Here is a 14983-nt window from a genome sequence, read left to right on the forward strand (position 1 = left end):
ATAAGCGGCTGTATTTTCGTGATGCGGGTGTATAGATTAACCGCTGTCTGCGGTGTTACTGGTGCGGCCCGTGTCTGATTAATGTCTTGATAATTAAATTTTTGGAGTGATTGCATGTCTGTTGAACGTACCTTGTCCATCATCAAGCCCGATGCTGTGGCTAAAAATGTGATCGGTCAGATTTATAGCCGTTTTGAGCAGGCCGGTTTGCAGGTGGTGGCTGCCAGGATGATGCATTTGAGCCGGGAGCAGGCTGAGGGTTTTTATGCGGTGCATCGTGAGCGTCCTTTTTTTAAGGATTTGGTGGATTTCATGATCACCGGGCCGGTGATGGTGCAGGTGCTTGAAGGTGAGGGGGCGATTGCCAAAAACCGTGAGTTGATGGGCGCGACCAATCCCAAAGAGGCCGCTCCAGGTACTATTCGTGCCGATTTTGCCGCCAGTATTGATGAAAATGCGGTGCATGGTTCCGATGCGGTCGAAACGGCGCAGCAGGAAATTGCTTTTTTCTTCAAGCCTGAAGAGCTGTGCCCGCGCACCCGCTGAGTTTGCGTGGCTAGCGACGTGATGGCGATGAGCCACGGCGAGATGGCACCTGCGCTGGCGGCAGAGACTGAGCCGACTGTGAATCTGTTGGGGATGACCCAGGCAGAGCTGGGCGCTTTTTTCCAGTCGCTGGAGGAAAAGCCGTTTCGGGCAGTGCAGGTGATGAAGTGGATTCATCAGCGCGGTTGCGATGATCCGGCGCAGATGACGGATCTGGCCAAGACCTTGCGGGCGCGCTTGCCGCAGGTGGCCTGTATCCGTGCGCCCGAGGTGTTGCTGGCGCAAACGGCCAGGGATGGTACGCGCAAGTGGCTGTTGGGGCTGGCGGATGGCAATGCGGTGGAGATGGTGTTCATCCCTGAGCAGGGGCGCGGCACCTTATGTGTGTCCACTCAGGTGGGATGCGCTTTGCAATGCAGTTTTTGCGCCACTGCCCGGCAGGGCTTTAACCGCAATCTCAGCAGCGCCGAGATCATCGCCCAGCTATGGCTGGCCAGTCGGGTCTTGCAGCCTGAGGGTGGCCAAAGCCGGGTCATCAGTAATGTGGTGTTGATGGGGATGGGCGAGCCTTTGCTGAATTTTGAGGCCAGTGTGGCGGCGATGGAGCTGATGCTGCATGATCACGCCTATGGTCTGAGCAAGCGCCGCGTTACCGTGAGCACGGCAGGGGTGGTACCGGCCATTGATCGGCTGCGTGACACGCTGGATGTCTCTTTGGCCATCAGTCTGCACGCCCCGGATGATGCCTTGCGTGATCAGCTAGTGCCGCTCAATCGTAAATACCCGATTCGTGAATTACTGGCGGCCTGCAAGCGTTATGTGCGTGAGGGACGCCATCATCAGCGCATCACGGTGGAATATGCCCTGATCAACGGGGTTAATGATGCCCCGCAGCAGGCGCAGGCTTTGGCCAGGTTATTGCGCGATCTGCCCTGTAAGCTCAATCTGATCCCCTTTAATCCCTTTGCGCAAAGCCCTTATGCCGCCCCCACCGAGGCTGCCGTGGCGCGTTTTCAGGATGTTTTAACGCAGGCGGGTTATACCACGGTGATCCGGCGTACCCGAGGCGATGAGATTGATGCCGCCTGTGGGCAATTGGTCGGCAAGGTGATGCCACGGCTTGCCAGAAGGCATGAGGCTGCCCTCAAAGGCCCGGTGAGGCCGGCAGATATGCCATCCAGGGAGGCGATATAGGTGTCTGCAGGCTATCTTTACAGCGCGGCCATCAGTTTTTTTATGCTGATTGGGCTGGGGGGCTGTGCGAGTATCCCAGGGAATGTCTCCAGTCGTGATCAAAGCGCCGCCGAGGTTTATGTGAACCTGGGTCAGGCTTATTTGCAGCGTAATAATCTGCGCGAGGCCAGGACGGCGCTGGAGCGTGCCCTGTCGCTGAACCCCCACAATTCCACGGCCCATCTGCTGTATGCTATTTTGCAAGAGCGTATTGAACAGCCGCAGATGGCGGATCAAAGTTATCGCCAGGCGGTGCGTCTAGCCCCAGAGGAGGGCGAGATCCGCAATGCCTATGGCGCTTTTTTATGCCGTCAGCAACGCTTCAGTGAGGCCGATCAGAGCTTTGAAAAAGCCTATCGCAATCCCTTCTATGAAGCCCCCGAGCGTGCCCTGACCAATGCCGGGGTCTGTGCCCAGGAAGCGGGTGATCAAACACGAGCCGAGCAGTTATTTCGCCGCGCCCTGGAGCGCAATCCGCAGTATGCCCCGGCGCTGTTTGAGATGGCCGAGTTAAGCCTGATGCAAAAAAATTATCTGGCCACCCGCGCCTACCTGCAACGCTTTACGGCGATTGCGCCACACACCCCGGAAACGCTCTGGATGTGTTATGAGGCGGAACGTGCGCTAAATCATCACGCGGGCTTTACCCACTGCGCAATGCGTCTTAAAAATGATTTTCCGACGGCTTCGCAAACCGTTCGACTGCTGGAGATTGAGCGTGTTGAATAAAAATGAACCCTTCAACCCGGAAGGCGATTTACCTAAATCGGCAAGCGGTGCAGCGGCAGGCTTTGGCACGTTGCTGCGCGAGGCACGCGAAAAGGCGGGAATCAGTCAGGCCGATTTATCCAACCGTCTGCATCTGCGCATGGATGTTGTGCGCGCCCTGGAAGCGGAGCGTCTTGCAGATTTACCTGAGCCGACCTATGTGCGTGGCTATTTACGCGCCTGTGCGCGGGTTTTTGAGATCAGCCCACAGGCTTTCTTAGAGGCCTTTGAACGGCAAACCTCGACAGCGGCACCCACGCCGGTGATACCTGTCCCGACAACGCCAGCCGCCGAGACGCTAAAACCCGCCCCCCCAGCGGCGGCCAAGCCAGTGCCTGCGGTGGCAGAGAAAGCCCCGCCTGCAGAAACTGCTCCTGGCCCCTCACCGAGCCTGAAGATTCGCAAAGAATGGCGCATCAATCCGTATCTGATCGGCGCGGTGCTGTTGCTGGCGATTATTGTGCTGGTGATCTTTGGTTTTTCTGGAAAAAGCGAGCCGCCAGACAGCGTGCTTGATACTCCGGAAGCGACGGCTGATGAGGCGGAACGGCCTGCACCGCTGGCTTTACCCTCGCCCGGTATCGGTGTAGCTCCGTCGCTGCCAGCGCTGCCTACGCCAGCCCCTGCACCGGTGGCGCCAGCGCCCACTGCCAGTCCAGAAGCACCCCCAGCGGCAGCGCCAGCCACAGAGGCGGTGACCCCAACACCCGCACCCGCCGCTGCAACGCCAGGCCCGGCACCAGGACAGGCGCGGATTCGTTTACGGTTTAGTGAGGATTCCTGGGTGGAGATTCGTGATTCCGCCGGTAACCGGGTTTTGGTCGGTTTGATGCGTGCCGGTCAGGAACGCAATCTTGAAGCAGCCTTGCCCTTGCGTTTTGTGCTGGGCAATACCCCTGGGGTACAGATGGAACTCAATGGCAAAGCCTATGATCTCGCCCCGCATCGTCGCAGTGGCGATAGCGTCGCCCGTTTTACCCTGGAGCGTTGATGGATGGCTAAGGGCATTCAATCCATTCGTGGTATGCACGATATCCTTCCCAGTGAAGCCCCGGCCTGGCAGTGGCTGGAGATGCACATTGCCGGGCTGTTGCAGCGCTACGGGTATCAGCAGATCCGCTTGCCCATTGTGGAACGCACCGAGCTGTTTGCCCGCTCCATCGGTGAGGTCACCGATATTGTGGAAAAGGAGATGTACACCTTTGAGGATCGCAACGGCGACAGCCTGACGCTGCGTCCTGAAGGCACCGCCGGTTGTGTGCGTGCCGGCATTGAGCACGGCCTGCTGCATCATCAGCAACAACGGCTGTGGTATAGCGGCCCGATGTTTCGCCATGAGCGCCCACAAAAAGGCCGTTACCGCCAGTTTCACCAAATCGGCGTGGAGAGCTTTGGCATGGATGGCCCGGATATTGATGCCGAGCTGATCATCATCACCGCCCGCCTGTGGCGCCTGTTGGGTCTAACTGATGTGCGTCTGGAGATCAACACGCTAGGCTCTGCTGAGGCACGCGCTCAGTACCGCGAGGTCTTGGTGGCCTATTTCAAGGCCCATCTTGCCGATCTGGATGAGGATGCCCGGCGCCGTTTGGACAGCAATCCGCTGCGTATTCTCGACAGTAAAAATCCGGCCATGCAGGCCGTGATTGCGCAGGCCCCCAGTTTTATGGACTATCTGGACGCGGATTCACAGGCGCATTTTCAGACCTTGCAGACGCTGCTGGATGCCGCCGGAATTGCCTATCAGATCAATCCGCGTCTGGTGCGTGGGCTGGATTATTACGGTCGCACGGTATTTGAATGGATCACCGATTCGCTAGGCGCACAAGGCACGATCTGCGCCGGGGGGCGCTATGATGCCCTGGTCAGTCAACTGGGAGGACAGGCCACCCCGGCGGCCGGTTTTGCCTTGGGCGTGGAGCGGCTGCTGGCCTTGCTGGAAGCACAGGCAAAACTCCCGCCGCCGCCGCTGCCCCAGGTCTATCTGGTACTGGCCGGTGAGGCGGTGCAATCCGCCGGGTTGGCCCTGGCCGAGCGCCTGCGTGAACAACTGCCGCACATGGCCCTGGTGGTCAACTGTGGTGGTGGCAGTCTGAAGGCACAGATGAAACGTGCCGATCGCAGCGGGGCAGCCTGGGCCTTGATTCTGGGTGAGCAGGAATGCGACCGCCAGAGCGTACAGATCAAATCCCTGCGCGATACCCAGAGCGCGCAACAGTGCGTACCCTGGGAGCAACTGGCCGCACATCTGGCCCCCTTGCTGTAACCGCTGGATTTAATTGATTCGGCGCACGCATGGCGTGTGCCTTTGCTTTGAGGAATGTTGGGTTGAGTACCTATAGCACTGATGAAGAACGCGTGGAGGCCATCCGCCGCTGGTGGCATGCCAACGGTGCGGCTGTTATTGTGGGACTGCTGCTGGGGATTTCGGCGCTGGTGGGCTGGAAACTCTGGACCGATTATCGTCAGGCCCGTGCAGAAAATGCCTCACAGATTTACATGGCAATGGTTCAGGCCACTACCCAGGAGCAGGCGGAGCGCGCCGAAGGCTATGCCCGCCAGTTACTGGAAGAATACCGCAACACCCCGTATGCCGCCTCTGCCGCCTTTGAATTGGCGCGCCAAGCCGTGGTCAACGATGATCTGCCAGTGGCCCAGGCGCATTTAAACTGGGTTTTGGCCCAGGCCAAACGCCCGGATACCCAACAGATTGCCCGTCTGCGTCTGGCGCGAGTGCTGATTGCCTCTGGCGATGGCACCCAAGCCCTGTCGGTATTGAGCAGCGACTTTGATCGCGGTTTTAGCGCGCTGGTCGAAGAACTGCGCGGCGATGCCTATCGCCAGCTAGGGCAGCTGGAACAGGCCCGGGCGGCTTACGACCGGGCGATTGCGGCGCATTTCGGCATTGCTGATTTTGTGCAGATGAAACGTGATGCCCTGCATCTTGCCAGCAGCACCACTGACGCAGCCTCTCCGGTAGAAGCAGAAAGCAGCGCCCCAGCCGAGTCACCAGCGCCTGCATTACCTGCAGAAACGAGCGCGGCTGATGTCAACGATCCTAACCCCGTCATTACAGAATAGCCCTCTATGAAACCCCAGGCCCTCTTGCTTGCCGTTTTGCTCGCCCTGCTGCTGAGCGGCTGTGGCTTGTGGAATCGCGATACCAGCGAATCCCCGGCGCTGCTGCCAGAAATCACGGCGACCCAGCCCATGAAGACCCTCTGGGAGCGCAACACCGGAGGCGGCAGCGGACGCTTTTATGTGCAGCTCAAGCCCTTTCTGGATGGCGAGGCCATCTATGTCGCGCAGGCGGATGGTGGGGTCAGCGCCTATGCCCTGGCCGATGGGGCACCGCGCTGGGCCGTGCGGCTGGGCGAGCCGTTGACCGGCGGTGTGAATGGGGGCGGCGAGATTGCGGTCGTGGGGACTGCCAATGGTGAGGCGGTGGCCTTGCTCAAAGACTCCGGCGGTGAACTCTGGCGCACGCGCCTAAGCAGCGAGGTCATGGCCTTTTCCAACGCCAGCCGTGACCTTGTGGTCGCTCGTACCCACGACGGACGCCTGCATGCCCTAGATACCCAGACCGGCGCGATGTTGTGGGTCATCTCGCGTACCACGCCGCCATTGAGTTTGCGCGGTGTCAATGCGCCCTTATTACTGCCTGGGCGCGTGCTGGCTGGTTTTGATAATGGCCGGGTGGCGATGTTTAGCGTGGCGCGTGGCCAGCTTTTATGGGAAACCTCGCTGGCCATACCCTCCGGGCGCACGGAACTGGAACGCATGGTCGATGTGGACGGCTGGATGATCGCCACCCCACAAGCCATTTTTGCTGTGAGTTATCAGGGACGGGTAGCCGCACTCAATACCAACGATGGGCGGCTCTTCTGGGAACGTCCCTTTTCCTCTTATCGCGGTCTGGATGCTGCCGGGCGTGAACTCTATCTGACGGATGCCTTCGGACATCTGTGGGCCTTGGATGCCCAAAACGGCGCTACCCTCTGGCAGCAGGACGCCTTACGGCTGCGTCGTGCCACCGCCCCGGTGGTCTGGGGTAATTATGTCGCCGTGGGTGATTATCAAGGCTATATCCATCTGCTGGATCGGGAAGATGGCAGCCTGCAAGGACAGATCCGCGCCGATTCTCGCGGAATTGAGGCCCGCCCGGTCGTGCATGAAGATATCTTATATGTGCTGGGCAAAAGCGGGCGTCTCAGTGCCATTGCCCAGCCAGAGCTACGGCCCTAAAACATCCATGTTTTTCTGATCGAGTTTCGCTAACAAACGTTAGCGCGCACCCTCAAGTGAGGATGGGCCGATCCGCCAAAGCCAGATGAACAAACATCTAGCGCTAAGTTCTTGAGTACGCTTTAGGTTTTACATCTGAGACTTGCCCAGATAACCGCAAACCTAACTTATTAAAGAACGAAAACAGCCCTTGGTTCTCGGGCTAAGGCCATAGTAGGGTATGCTAAAGCGTATGTAAACCCTATTTCTAACTGAACTGTCTAGGAGGGTTTGTCTGTAAATGTTAGCGAATCGAAACCTAGGTGTAAGCTCTGTTACGCATCGCCGCTCATTGACCTGTCCGCTACGGGCAGGGTGGGTCGGCCCAGGAGTTTACCAGTGAGTGCCGTCATTGCCCTCGTGGGCCGTCCCAATGTGGGCAAATCCACCCTATTCAATCAATTAACCCGCTCTCGCGATGCCCTGGTCGCCGACTTACCGGGCCTGACCCGGGATCGTCAATATGGCATCGGCAAGGTCGGTGATTTTCCCTACATGGTGGTCGATACCGGCGGGCTTTCCGGTGAGGCCGAGGTCATGGATCAGCTCATGGCGGCACAGACTCGTCAGGCCATCGCCGAATCCGATCTGGTATTGCTGATGCTGGATACCCGTGAAGGGCTTAACAGCGTTGATGAAGCGATTGCCGAACAGTTGCGGCGCAGCGCCAAGCCGGTGCTGGTGGTGGCCAATAAAAGCGATGGTCTGGATGTCACCCAGGCCACGCTGGAATTTCACGCCCTGGGTTTTGGTGCGCCTTACGCCATTGCCGCAGTGCATGGACGCGGCATTGCCGGGCTGATGGCCGAGGTCAAACAGCGCCTGCCGCAGGCTGCGGTGGTATCCACCGAGTCGCAGGCGCTGGATATGGACTGGCCGGGGATTCGCATTGCCCTGGTCGGACGGCCCAATGTGGGTAAATCCACCCTGCTTAATCGCATCCTCGGCGAGGAGCGGGTGCTGGCCTGTGATCTGCCGGGTACCACCCGCGACAGCATTTTTGTACCCTTTGAGCGCGATGGCCAGGATTACACCCTGATTGATACCGCTGGTGTGCGGCGCCGCGCCCGGGTTCACGATGGCATTGAAAAATTCAGTGTGATCAAGACACTGCAAGCCATTGAAGCGGCGCATGTGGTGATCATGCTGGTGGATGCCCATCAGGGTATTGTGGAGCAGGATGCCCATCTGCTCGGGCTGATTCTGGAGGCCGGGCGGGCGGTGGTGGTGGCCATCAATAAATGGGATGGCCTAAGTCCTGATGCCCGCGAACGCCTGCGCGACGATCTGGGCCTGCGCTTAGGCTTTATGGACTTTGCCGAGCAGCGCTTTATTTCCGCTTTGCACGGCACCGGGGTGGGCGATTTGTTTGGGAGCGTACAGCGGGCCTATGCCAGCGCCCAGCTCAAAGTGTCCACCGCTGAGTTGACCCGGCTGCTGGAAATGGCCCTGGTGGAACATCAGCCTCCCTTGGTACGCGGGCGGCGCATCAAATTACGCTATGCCCATCAAGGCGGGCAAAATCCCCCCCTGATCGTGATTCACGGCAAACAGACCGAATCCCTGCCGGGGGCCTACAAACGCTATCTGAGCAATCACTTCCGTCAACAGCTGCGGCTGGTCGGTACCCCGCTTCGTTTGGAATTTCGCACCGGCGAGAATCCCTATGCCGGACGGCGCAATACCCTCACCCCGCGTCAGCAATACAAACGCAAGCGCATGTTGCGCCATCTGAAAAAATAGATCAGCCGCTTGCCTTATTTCCCCAAACGCCGTGACCTTTTTGCCATGAAACGCACCGTATACCGATTGATCTTGCTCTGCTGGTTTTCTGTGATATTAGGCGGCTGCGATGCCTTGATCACCCCCACTCCCCCGATGGCCACGGTGAGCACGGTGGATCTTGAGCGTTTTATGGGGGATTGGTATGTCATGGCGAATATCCCCAGCCTCTTTGACGAAGGCGCGTTTAATGCGATCAAGCGCTACCGTCTACGCGAGGATGGGAGCGTGGAGGTGTTGCTGAGCTTTCGTGAAGGCGGCGTTACGGGCATCCCCAAGCACCACAAGGCCCGCGCCTTTATTCAGGATGACAGTGGTGCGCAATGGCGGATTCGCCCGCTTTGGCCCAGCCGCTTTGAATACCTGTTGATCTACCTGAGCGACGACTATACCCACGCCGTCATTGGGCGCAGCAAACGCGACCATGTATGGATCCTCTCACGCAGGCCGGTCCTTGCCGACAACGAATATCAACGCATTCTGGCGATTCTCGATGAACACGGCTACGACACCCAGCAGGTTCAAAAAATCGGCCAAAGCTGGCCGGAACGCTAGCATGACCCCGCTCCCTTTCCTCCGATAAGCTGCCTCAATGCGCTTTCAGACCGTGGTGCGTTTGGCAAGCCTGGCCTTGTTATCCATTTTTTTGCTCATCGGCTGGGTCAGCGTACAATTCGGTCAGCGCCAATTGAACGCCGAGATTGAACAAGAAATCGTCCGCGCCCAGACGGCATATACCGTGTTGCAAAATGAGCTGGGGCAAATGCTGCTCTCCATTGCCGACCTGATCGCCTCTGATGCCCAGATCAAGCAATTGATCTGGGAAGGTCGTAAACACCTGCACGCTGAAGGTGGGGGACGGGGTGGGCCACAAACGGCCATGATCCGCGCCCTGCTGATTCAGCGCATGATTGCGCAATGGGAGCGCATGGAACGTGACATCGACTTGCGCCAGCTGCATTTTCATCTTGCCCCGGAAGGCGTGTCCTTTGTGCGCATGATTGCCCTGGAACATTTTGGTGATGATTTGCTGGGTGTGCGTCCACTGGTGGCTGATGTGCAACGCGATGGCATGGCGCGCACCGGCTTTGAAATTGGCCCCAGCTTTGCCGGATTGCGCGCCGTCGTCCCCATCCGGGCACCGGCCTACAGCCTTCAAGAAGCATTTGAAGTTGTCGGCTCCATCGAGGTTGGCCTGTCGATTGCTGGGCATATCAAGCGCCTGAGCGCATCTACCCAGATAGGCTACGGTGTATTGCTCAATACTGACAGTCGGGCAAGCAACATGCAGGAAGGCTATCAGCCGCCGCGCATTGGAGATCATTATCTTCTGGCCGCCTCGCGCCGGGAACTGCAGGACTGGCTACACCAGCAAAGCTTGCCGGAATATGCCCAGCGTTGGCAGCAGTTTCGTATCAGCCAAGAGAACCAGACCTTTGAAGTGGTGCGCTTTCCCTTATACGAATATACCGCGCACTCCAAAGCCAGCGGCTTGCCGGCCGGCTCGGTGATCTTGTGGATAGAAATCAGCCCCTATCTGCAAGAATTTCACACCTCGCGCCGCTACACCCTGGTTCTGGTTGCAGCGGGCTATCTAGTGACCCAGATCATGCTGTTTTTGCTGCTCAACCACTCGCGTCAAGAATGGCAGATACAACTGGATGAAAGCACCCAGGCCATCCGCCATTTATCACAGCAACACGCCTTGCTGCTCAATACCGTCGGTGAAGGGATCATCGGCCTGAATCGCCACGGCAAAGTCACCTTCGCCAATCCCAGCGCACTGTCTATCCTGAAATATGAGCACAGCGCGCTGCTTGGAAAAGATCATCGTCACACCTTCCACCGCCTGCACCCACCCCACGAATGTGCGATTTTGCAATCACTCGCCGATGGTCAGACACGTCAGGCGGAAGATCAGTTTATGACCGCAGATAGCTTAATGCTTTCCGTGCTGGTCACCGTGGCGCCGATGGAACAAGGCCACTGCCGTACCGGCGTGGCGCTGGTGTTTCGTGATATTAGCGAAATGAAGGCCAAAGAGGCCCGCTTGATTGAAATGGCCACGACCGATGCTTTAACCGGGGTCGCCAATCGACGCTGTTTTATGGATCAACTAAAAACGCAATACGAGCGCCTGATTCGCCTGCACGAACCCTGCGCCGTCATCATGGCCGACCTGGATTTCTTCAAACGCATCAACGACATCTACGGCCACGCAGCCGGTGATACCGTATTACAGCAATTTAGCCGCATCACCCAAAGCAACCTGCGCAAGATGGACCTGCTCGGACGCATCGGCGGCGAAGAATTTGCCATCCTCATGCCTGGCAAAACCGTCGAAGAAGCCCTCCCTGCCGCTCAGCGCATTCGCGACGCCGTCGAACAGGCACACATCCATGCCGACGGCCAACCGCAGCCCATCCAGATCACCGTCAGCATGGGAATCAGCGCCGTCAGCCCCCGCGATACCACCCTCGACGCCGTGCTCAAACGCGCCGATGATGCGCTCTACACCGCCAAGCAAAACGGACGCAACCGCATCGAATGCGCCTAAGGCTTAAACGGGGTGTTCGCAGTCGCAGGGTTCAGAACGGATGTTGTGAGGTGGCGAGGAGCAAAAAACAGTTCTTGATTTTTTCTTCATTCTTCATCAAAATTCCCTACTGTAGATAGGTTATCTACAAGCGCGAAGGTTTCGCGTTCCATGGTCGGGGTCGAAGTCGAATCGCAAAGTTGTTCTCTGTTCAGGATGAACGCCGAGGCCACTTTTATGGCGCAAGCTGGGTTTCGACGGCTGAAACCGCCCATGTTGCCGGTGTTGACCGGCCATTCGGTTGGGACTGCTCAACCAGGACTCCAGTTGCTCGCCCGCAAGGGTGTTATCAACGGAGAGCGAAGTGCCTAAAAATCGCATAAGCAACTTTGTTTAGGTTTTTAGGAGCAGGCATATCAGATACATCTGAAGATAAAGGCGAAAAAAAAGGTGCCGACGAGGGCACCTTTTTTAATTTGGCGGAGTGGACGGGACTCGAACCCGCGACCCCCGGCGTGACAGGCCGGTATTCTAACCAACTGAACTACCACTCCAGAAACTTTGATGCACTTGGTGGGTGCTGAGGGGATCGAACCCCCGACATTCGCCTTGTAAGGGCGACGCTCTACCAGCTGAGCTAAGCACCCAAGTTGCAGCTAGCGAATTAAGGCGCAAATATTACTTCTTTTTGGCGCCTTTGGCAAGCTTTTTTTCCTCCTGCTTGTTCACGGCATCCTTGATATTCTTGCCAGGCTTGAAGGCCGGGACTTTTTGCGCAGGGATGGTGATTTCTTCGCCAGTGCGGGGATTACGACCGGGGCGGGCCTCACGGCTGCGCACCAGGAAGGTGCCAAAGCCGACGATGGTGACCTGCTCACCTTTGGCCAGTTCTTCGGTAATGGCGCCAATCATGGCATCCAGGGCGCGGGCGGCAGCGGTTTTGGGCAGATCGGCGGAGGCGGCAATCGCTTCTACAAGTTCAGTTTTGTTCATCAATAGTTATCCTTGAGGTTTGGGTTTCAACGCACTGCGACCAATGGTGTCTGGCAACTTAAGGCGAAAAAGCGCAGCACTGAAAAGATACGATCCCTTTATCAGCGCCAAAGCAGCGGCGCGGGGCGTTGGTGTGCTTATGGTTTTTGCAAAACCGGCGAACCCATTGTACGCTGCTTTGTTGCTATGCCATAAAGCCCCTGAGATGTAAAAATCTCGGGCTACAGCCGTTTCCTGCGCTTTATACCAATTCAGTTCAAAAACTGTCAACAACTTCCTGACAATCAATTGCTCTAACATACGGTTTTTATTGAATCCCTCCCACCGCACACGCTGCGGGAGAGATTATTTCAATGATGGTGTACCCGGCTGCGGCGAGGTTTGGGGGGTTCTTTGGTGGTGCTGGCAGGCGCTTTTGCTGCACCGCCATCATCGACCGCCGGGCTGGCGGTTGGCATGGTAACCAGCGCAATTTCAAGCACTTGGTCAATCCAGCGCACCGGCTTGATGGTCAGTTTGCCCTTGATGTTTTTGGGGATTTCCGCCAGATCCTTTTCATTTTCTTGCGGGATAATCACCGTTGCGATGCCGCCGCGGTGCGCTGCCAATAATTTTTCTTTGAGACCGCCGATCGGCAGGACTTCGCCGCGCAAGGTGATCTCGCCGGTCATGGCGACATCTGAGCGGACCGCGATGCCGGTCAATGCCGAGACGATGGCAGTACACATGGCAATCCCGGCACTCGGGCCGTCTTTGGGGGTTGCGCCTTCCGGGACGTGGATATGAATGTCTTTGTTTTCATGAAAATCAGCTTGAATCCCTAAGACATGCGCCCGGCTGCGTACTACGGTGGCAGCGGCCTGAATGGATTCTTGCATGACATCACCGAGTTTGCCGGTTTGCAGGAATTTTCCTTTGCCGGAAACGACGGCGGATTCAATGGTTAACAGTTCGCCGCCCACTTCGGTCCAGGCAAGGCCAGTGACCTGGCCGATACGATCCTGTTCCTCGGCCACACCGTAGCGAAACCGGCGCACACCCAGGTATTTTTCCAGGGTTTGCGGGGTGATTTTGGTTTTGCTTTCGCTGTCTTTTAGCAGATGTTGCTTGACCACCTTGCGGCAGATTTTGGAAATCTCGCGCTCCAGATTACGCACCCCCGCCTCGCGGGTGTAATAGCGGATAATGTCGCGGGTGGTGGCCTCGCTAATGAGGATTTCTTCTTCCCGCAGGCCATTGTTTTTGATCTGTTTGGGGGTCAGATAATTTTGCGCGATGCTGGTTTTTTCATCCTCGGTATAGCCGGCCAGGCGGATGACTTCCATGCGGTCGAGCAAGGGGCCGGGGATGTTCATGCTGTTGGCGGTGGCGACAAACATGATCTCGGAGAGGTCAAAGTCCACCTCCAGATAGTGATCATTGAAGGTGTGGTTTTGTTCGGGATCCAGCACCTCCAGCAAGGCAGAGGCCGGGTCGCCGCGAAAATCCATCGCCATCTTGTCGATTTCATCAAGCAAAAACAGCGGGTTACGGGTGCCGACCTTGGCGAGATTTTGCACAATTTTGCCGGGCAGGGCGCCAATGTAGGTGCGCCGATGGCCGCGAATTTCGGCCTCATCACGCACCCCGCCTAGGGACATGCGGGTGAATTTGCGGTTAGTGGCCCGCGCAATGGAACGTCCCAGGGAGGTTTTGCCCACCCCTGGCGGGCCAACCAGGCATAGAATCGGGCCTTTGAGCTTGCGTACCCGCTGCTGTACGGCGAGATATTCGAGAATGCGCTCCTTGACTTTCTCCAGGCCATAATGGTCTTCATCGAGCACGGTCTGTGCCTTGGCAATATCGCTGCTGACCTTGGTGCGCTTTTTCCAGGGAACGCTGACCAGCCAGTCAACGTAGTTGCGCACGACGGTGGCCTCCGCCGACATCGGTGACATCATTTTCAGCTTGTTGAGTTCGGCAGTGGCTTTTTGTTTGGCGTCCTTGGGCATACCGGCTTTTTCGATCTTGCGCGCCAGTTCTTCGACCTCATTGGGCGCGTCTTCCAGATCGCCTAATTCCTTTTGGATCGCCTTCATCTGCTCGTTGAGATAATACTCGCGCTGGCTTTTTTCCATCTGCTGCTTGACGCGCCCACGGATGCGCTTTTCAATCTGCAGGATGTCGATCTCGCCTTCAATCAGGGAGAGCAGGTGTTCCAGGCGGGCCTGCACATCTTCAATTTCCAGCACCCGCTGTTTTTCATCCAGGCGCAGTGACATATGTGCGGCGATGGTATCTGCCAGCCGGGCAGGGTCTTCGATACCCGCCAGCGAGGTCAAAATCTCCGGCGGGATCTTTTTGTTGAGCTTGACGTATTGATCAAACAACCCCAGCACGGAGCGGGTCAGTACATCGACCTCACGCTCATCGAGCGATGGTGGCGGTTCTAAAAGCTGGATATGCGCGGCGAAATATTCCTGATCGCGGATCAGATCGACAATACGGGCACGCTCTACGCCTTCTACCAAAACCTTGATGGTACCGTCGGGCAGTTTCAGAAGCTGCAGGATGGTCGAGAGGGTACCGATCCTGTGCATCTGTGAGGAGTTAGGATCATCAACCTCGGCGCTTTGCTGGGCGACCAGCAGGATTTGCTTGTCGCTGGCCATCGCAGCATCCAGGGCACGCACGGATTTTTCCCGTCCGACAAACAGCGGGATCACCATGTGCGGATAGACCACGACATCACGCAATGGCAAAACCGGCACTGCTTGCATGGGTTGTTCAGTGGCAGGACGTTTTTTCTTGGGGGTATCCATTTAAGTGACCTTCAGCGGTTAGATGCCACGCAGGCACGAT

13 protein-coding genes and 2 tRNA genes are annotated in these 14983 nt (G+C 57.3%); 10 read left to right on the forward strand and 5 right to left on the reverse strand.

Annotated elements, in window-relative coordinates; all coding sequences use genetic code 11:
* Window positions 1-114: 114 nt before the first annotated feature.
* The 10 genes from ndk to THISIDRAFT_RS06970 all read left to right on the forward strand — a co-directional run bounded on the left by ndk (window position 115) and on the right by THISIDRAFT_RS06970 (window position 11170).
* Window positions 115-546: a nucleoside-diphosphate kinase gene (gene ndk, locus THISIDRAFT_RS06925; protein WP_006786761.1), complete on the forward strand. Its 432-nt coding sequence runs from the start codon at window positions 115-117 to the stop codon at window positions 544-546.
* Between the two features lie 54 nt (window positions 547-600).
* On the forward strand, window positions 601-1740 hold the full coding sequence (gene rlmN, locus THISIDRAFT_RS06930) for a dual-specificity RNA methyltransferase RlmN (RefSeq protein ID WP_418896141.1): 1140 nt from the start codon (window positions 601-603) through the stop codon (window positions 1738-1740).
* Window positions 1741-2508, forward strand: a complete 768-nt coding sequence (gene pilW / locus THISIDRAFT_RS06935) for a type IV pilus biogenesis/stability protein PilW (protein WP_006786763.1) — start codon at window positions 1741-1743, stop codon at window positions 2506-2508.
* A complete protein-coding gene (locus THISIDRAFT_RS06940) occupies window positions 2498-3538 on the forward strand; it encodes a helix-turn-helix domain-containing protein (protein ID WP_006786765.1) in 1041 nt (346 codons plus the stop codon). The genes pilW and THISIDRAFT_RS06940 overlap by 11 nt, the downstream gene beginning before the upstream one ends.
* A 3-nt stretch (window positions 3539-3541) precedes the next feature.
* Window positions 3542-4813, forward strand: a complete 1272-nt coding sequence (gene hisS, locus THISIDRAFT_RS06945; RefSeq protein WP_006786767.1) for a histidine--tRNA ligase — start codon at window positions 3542-3544, stop codon at window positions 4811-4813.
* Window positions 4814-4875: 62 nt separating this feature from the next.
* The gene (locus tag THISIDRAFT_RS06950) at window positions 4876-5628 is read left to right on the forward strand and encodes a YfgM family protein (protein WP_246585344.1); all 753 of its coding nucleotides are present in this window, start codon (window positions 4876-4878) and stop codon (window positions 5626-5628) included.
* Between the two features lie 6 nt (window positions 5629-5634).
* On the forward strand, window positions 5635-6792 hold the full coding sequence (gene bamB, locus THISIDRAFT_RS06955; protein WP_006786771.1) for an outer membrane protein assembly factor BamB: 1158 nt from the start codon (window positions 5635-5637) through the stop codon (window positions 6790-6792).
* 378 nt (window positions 6793-7170) lie between these two features.
* Window positions 7171-8574, forward strand: coding sequence for a ribosome biogenesis GTPase Der (gene der / locus THISIDRAFT_RS06960; protein WP_006786773.1), 1404 nt, complete (start codon window positions 7171-7173; stop codon window positions 8572-8574).
* A gap of 45 nt (window positions 8575-8619) precedes the next feature.
* Window positions 8620-9168, forward strand: coding sequence for a lipocalin family protein (locus THISIDRAFT_RS06965; RefSeq protein ID WP_006786774.1), 549 nt, complete (start codon window positions 8620-8622; stop codon window positions 9166-9168).
* Window positions 9169-9205: 37 nt separating this feature from the next.
* Window positions 9206-11170: a diguanylate cyclase gene (locus tag THISIDRAFT_RS06970; RefSeq protein WP_006786775.1), complete on the forward strand. Its 1965-nt coding sequence runs from the start codon at window positions 9206-9208 to the stop codon at window positions 11168-11170.
* Window positions 11171-11626: 456 nt separating this feature from the next.
* On the opposite strand, the gene THISIDRAFT_RS06975 is transcribed toward THISIDRAFT_RS06970, so the two are convergent.
* The 5 genes from THISIDRAFT_RS06975 to lon all read right to left on the reverse strand — a co-directional run bounded on the left by THISIDRAFT_RS06975 (window position 11627) and on the right by lon (window position 14943).
* Window positions 11627-11703, reverse strand: a tRNA-Asp gene (locus THISIDRAFT_RS06975).
* Between the two features lie 17 nt (window positions 11704-11720).
* Window positions 11721-11796 (reverse strand) — tRNA-Val (locus THISIDRAFT_RS06980).
* Between the two features lie 31 nt (window positions 11797-11827).
* A complete protein-coding gene (locus tag THISIDRAFT_RS06985) occupies window positions 11828-12142 on the reverse strand; it encodes an HU family DNA-binding protein (RefSeq protein WP_006786777.1) in 315 nt (104 codons plus the stop codon).
* Window positions 12143-12148: 6 nt separating this feature from the next.
* Window positions 12149-12442 (reverse strand): hypothetical protein, encoded by a 294-nt coding sequence (locus THISIDRAFT_RS06990; protein ID WP_040851725.1) that lies wholly within the window; start codon window positions 12440-12442, stop codon window positions 12149-12151.
* A gap of 50 nt (window positions 12443-12492) precedes the next feature.
* A complete protein-coding gene (lon, locus tag THISIDRAFT_RS06995) occupies window positions 12493-14943 on the reverse strand; it encodes an endopeptidase La (RefSeq protein ID WP_006786778.1) in 2451 nt (816 codons plus the stop codon).
* Window positions 14944-14983 lie beyond the last annotated feature (40 nt).

Origin of the sequence: Thiorhodospira sibirica ATCC 700588 (assembly GCF_000227725.2) — a bacterium.
Lineage (GTDB): Bacteria > Pseudomonadota > Gammaproteobacteria > Ectothiorhodospirales > Ectothiorhodospiraceae > Thiorhodospira > Thiorhodospira sibirica.

What these genes read in the sequence shown, in the direction of transcription:
- lon (WP_006786778.1), bottom strand. Translation starts at nt 14,943, where the DNA reads ATGGATACCCCCAAGAAAAAACGTCCTGCCACTGAACAACCCATGCAA.
- hisS (WP_006786767.1), top strand. Translation starts at nt 3,542, where the DNA reads ATGGCTAAGGGCATTCAATCCATTCGTGGTATGCACGATATCCTTCCC.
- bamB (WP_006786771.1), top strand. Translation starts at nt 5,635, where the DNA reads ATGAAACCCCAGGCCCTCTTGCTTGCCGTTTTGCTCGCCCTGCTGCTG.
- THISIDRAFT_RS06985 (WP_006786777.1), bottom strand. Translation starts at nt 12,142, where the DNA reads ATGAACAAAACTGAACTTGTAGAAGCGATTGCCGCCTCCGCCGATCTG.
- THISIDRAFT_RS06965 (WP_006786774.1), top strand. Translation starts at nt 8,620, where the DNA reads ATGAAACGCACCGTATACCGATTGATCTTGCTCTGCTGGTTTTCTGTG.
- THISIDRAFT_RS06970 (WP_006786775.1), top strand. Translation starts at nt 9,206, where the DNA reads ATGCGCTTTCAGACCGTGGTGCGTTTGGCAAGCCTGGCCTTGTTATCC.
- THISIDRAFT_RS06990 (WP_040851725.1), bottom strand. Translation starts at nt 12,442, where the DNA reads ATGTTAGAGCAATTGATTGTCAGGAAGTTGTTGACAGTTTTTGAACTG.
- ndk (WP_006786761.1), top strand. Translation starts at nt 115, where the DNA reads ATGTCTGTTGAACGTACCTTGTCCATCATCAAGCCCGATGCTGTGGCT.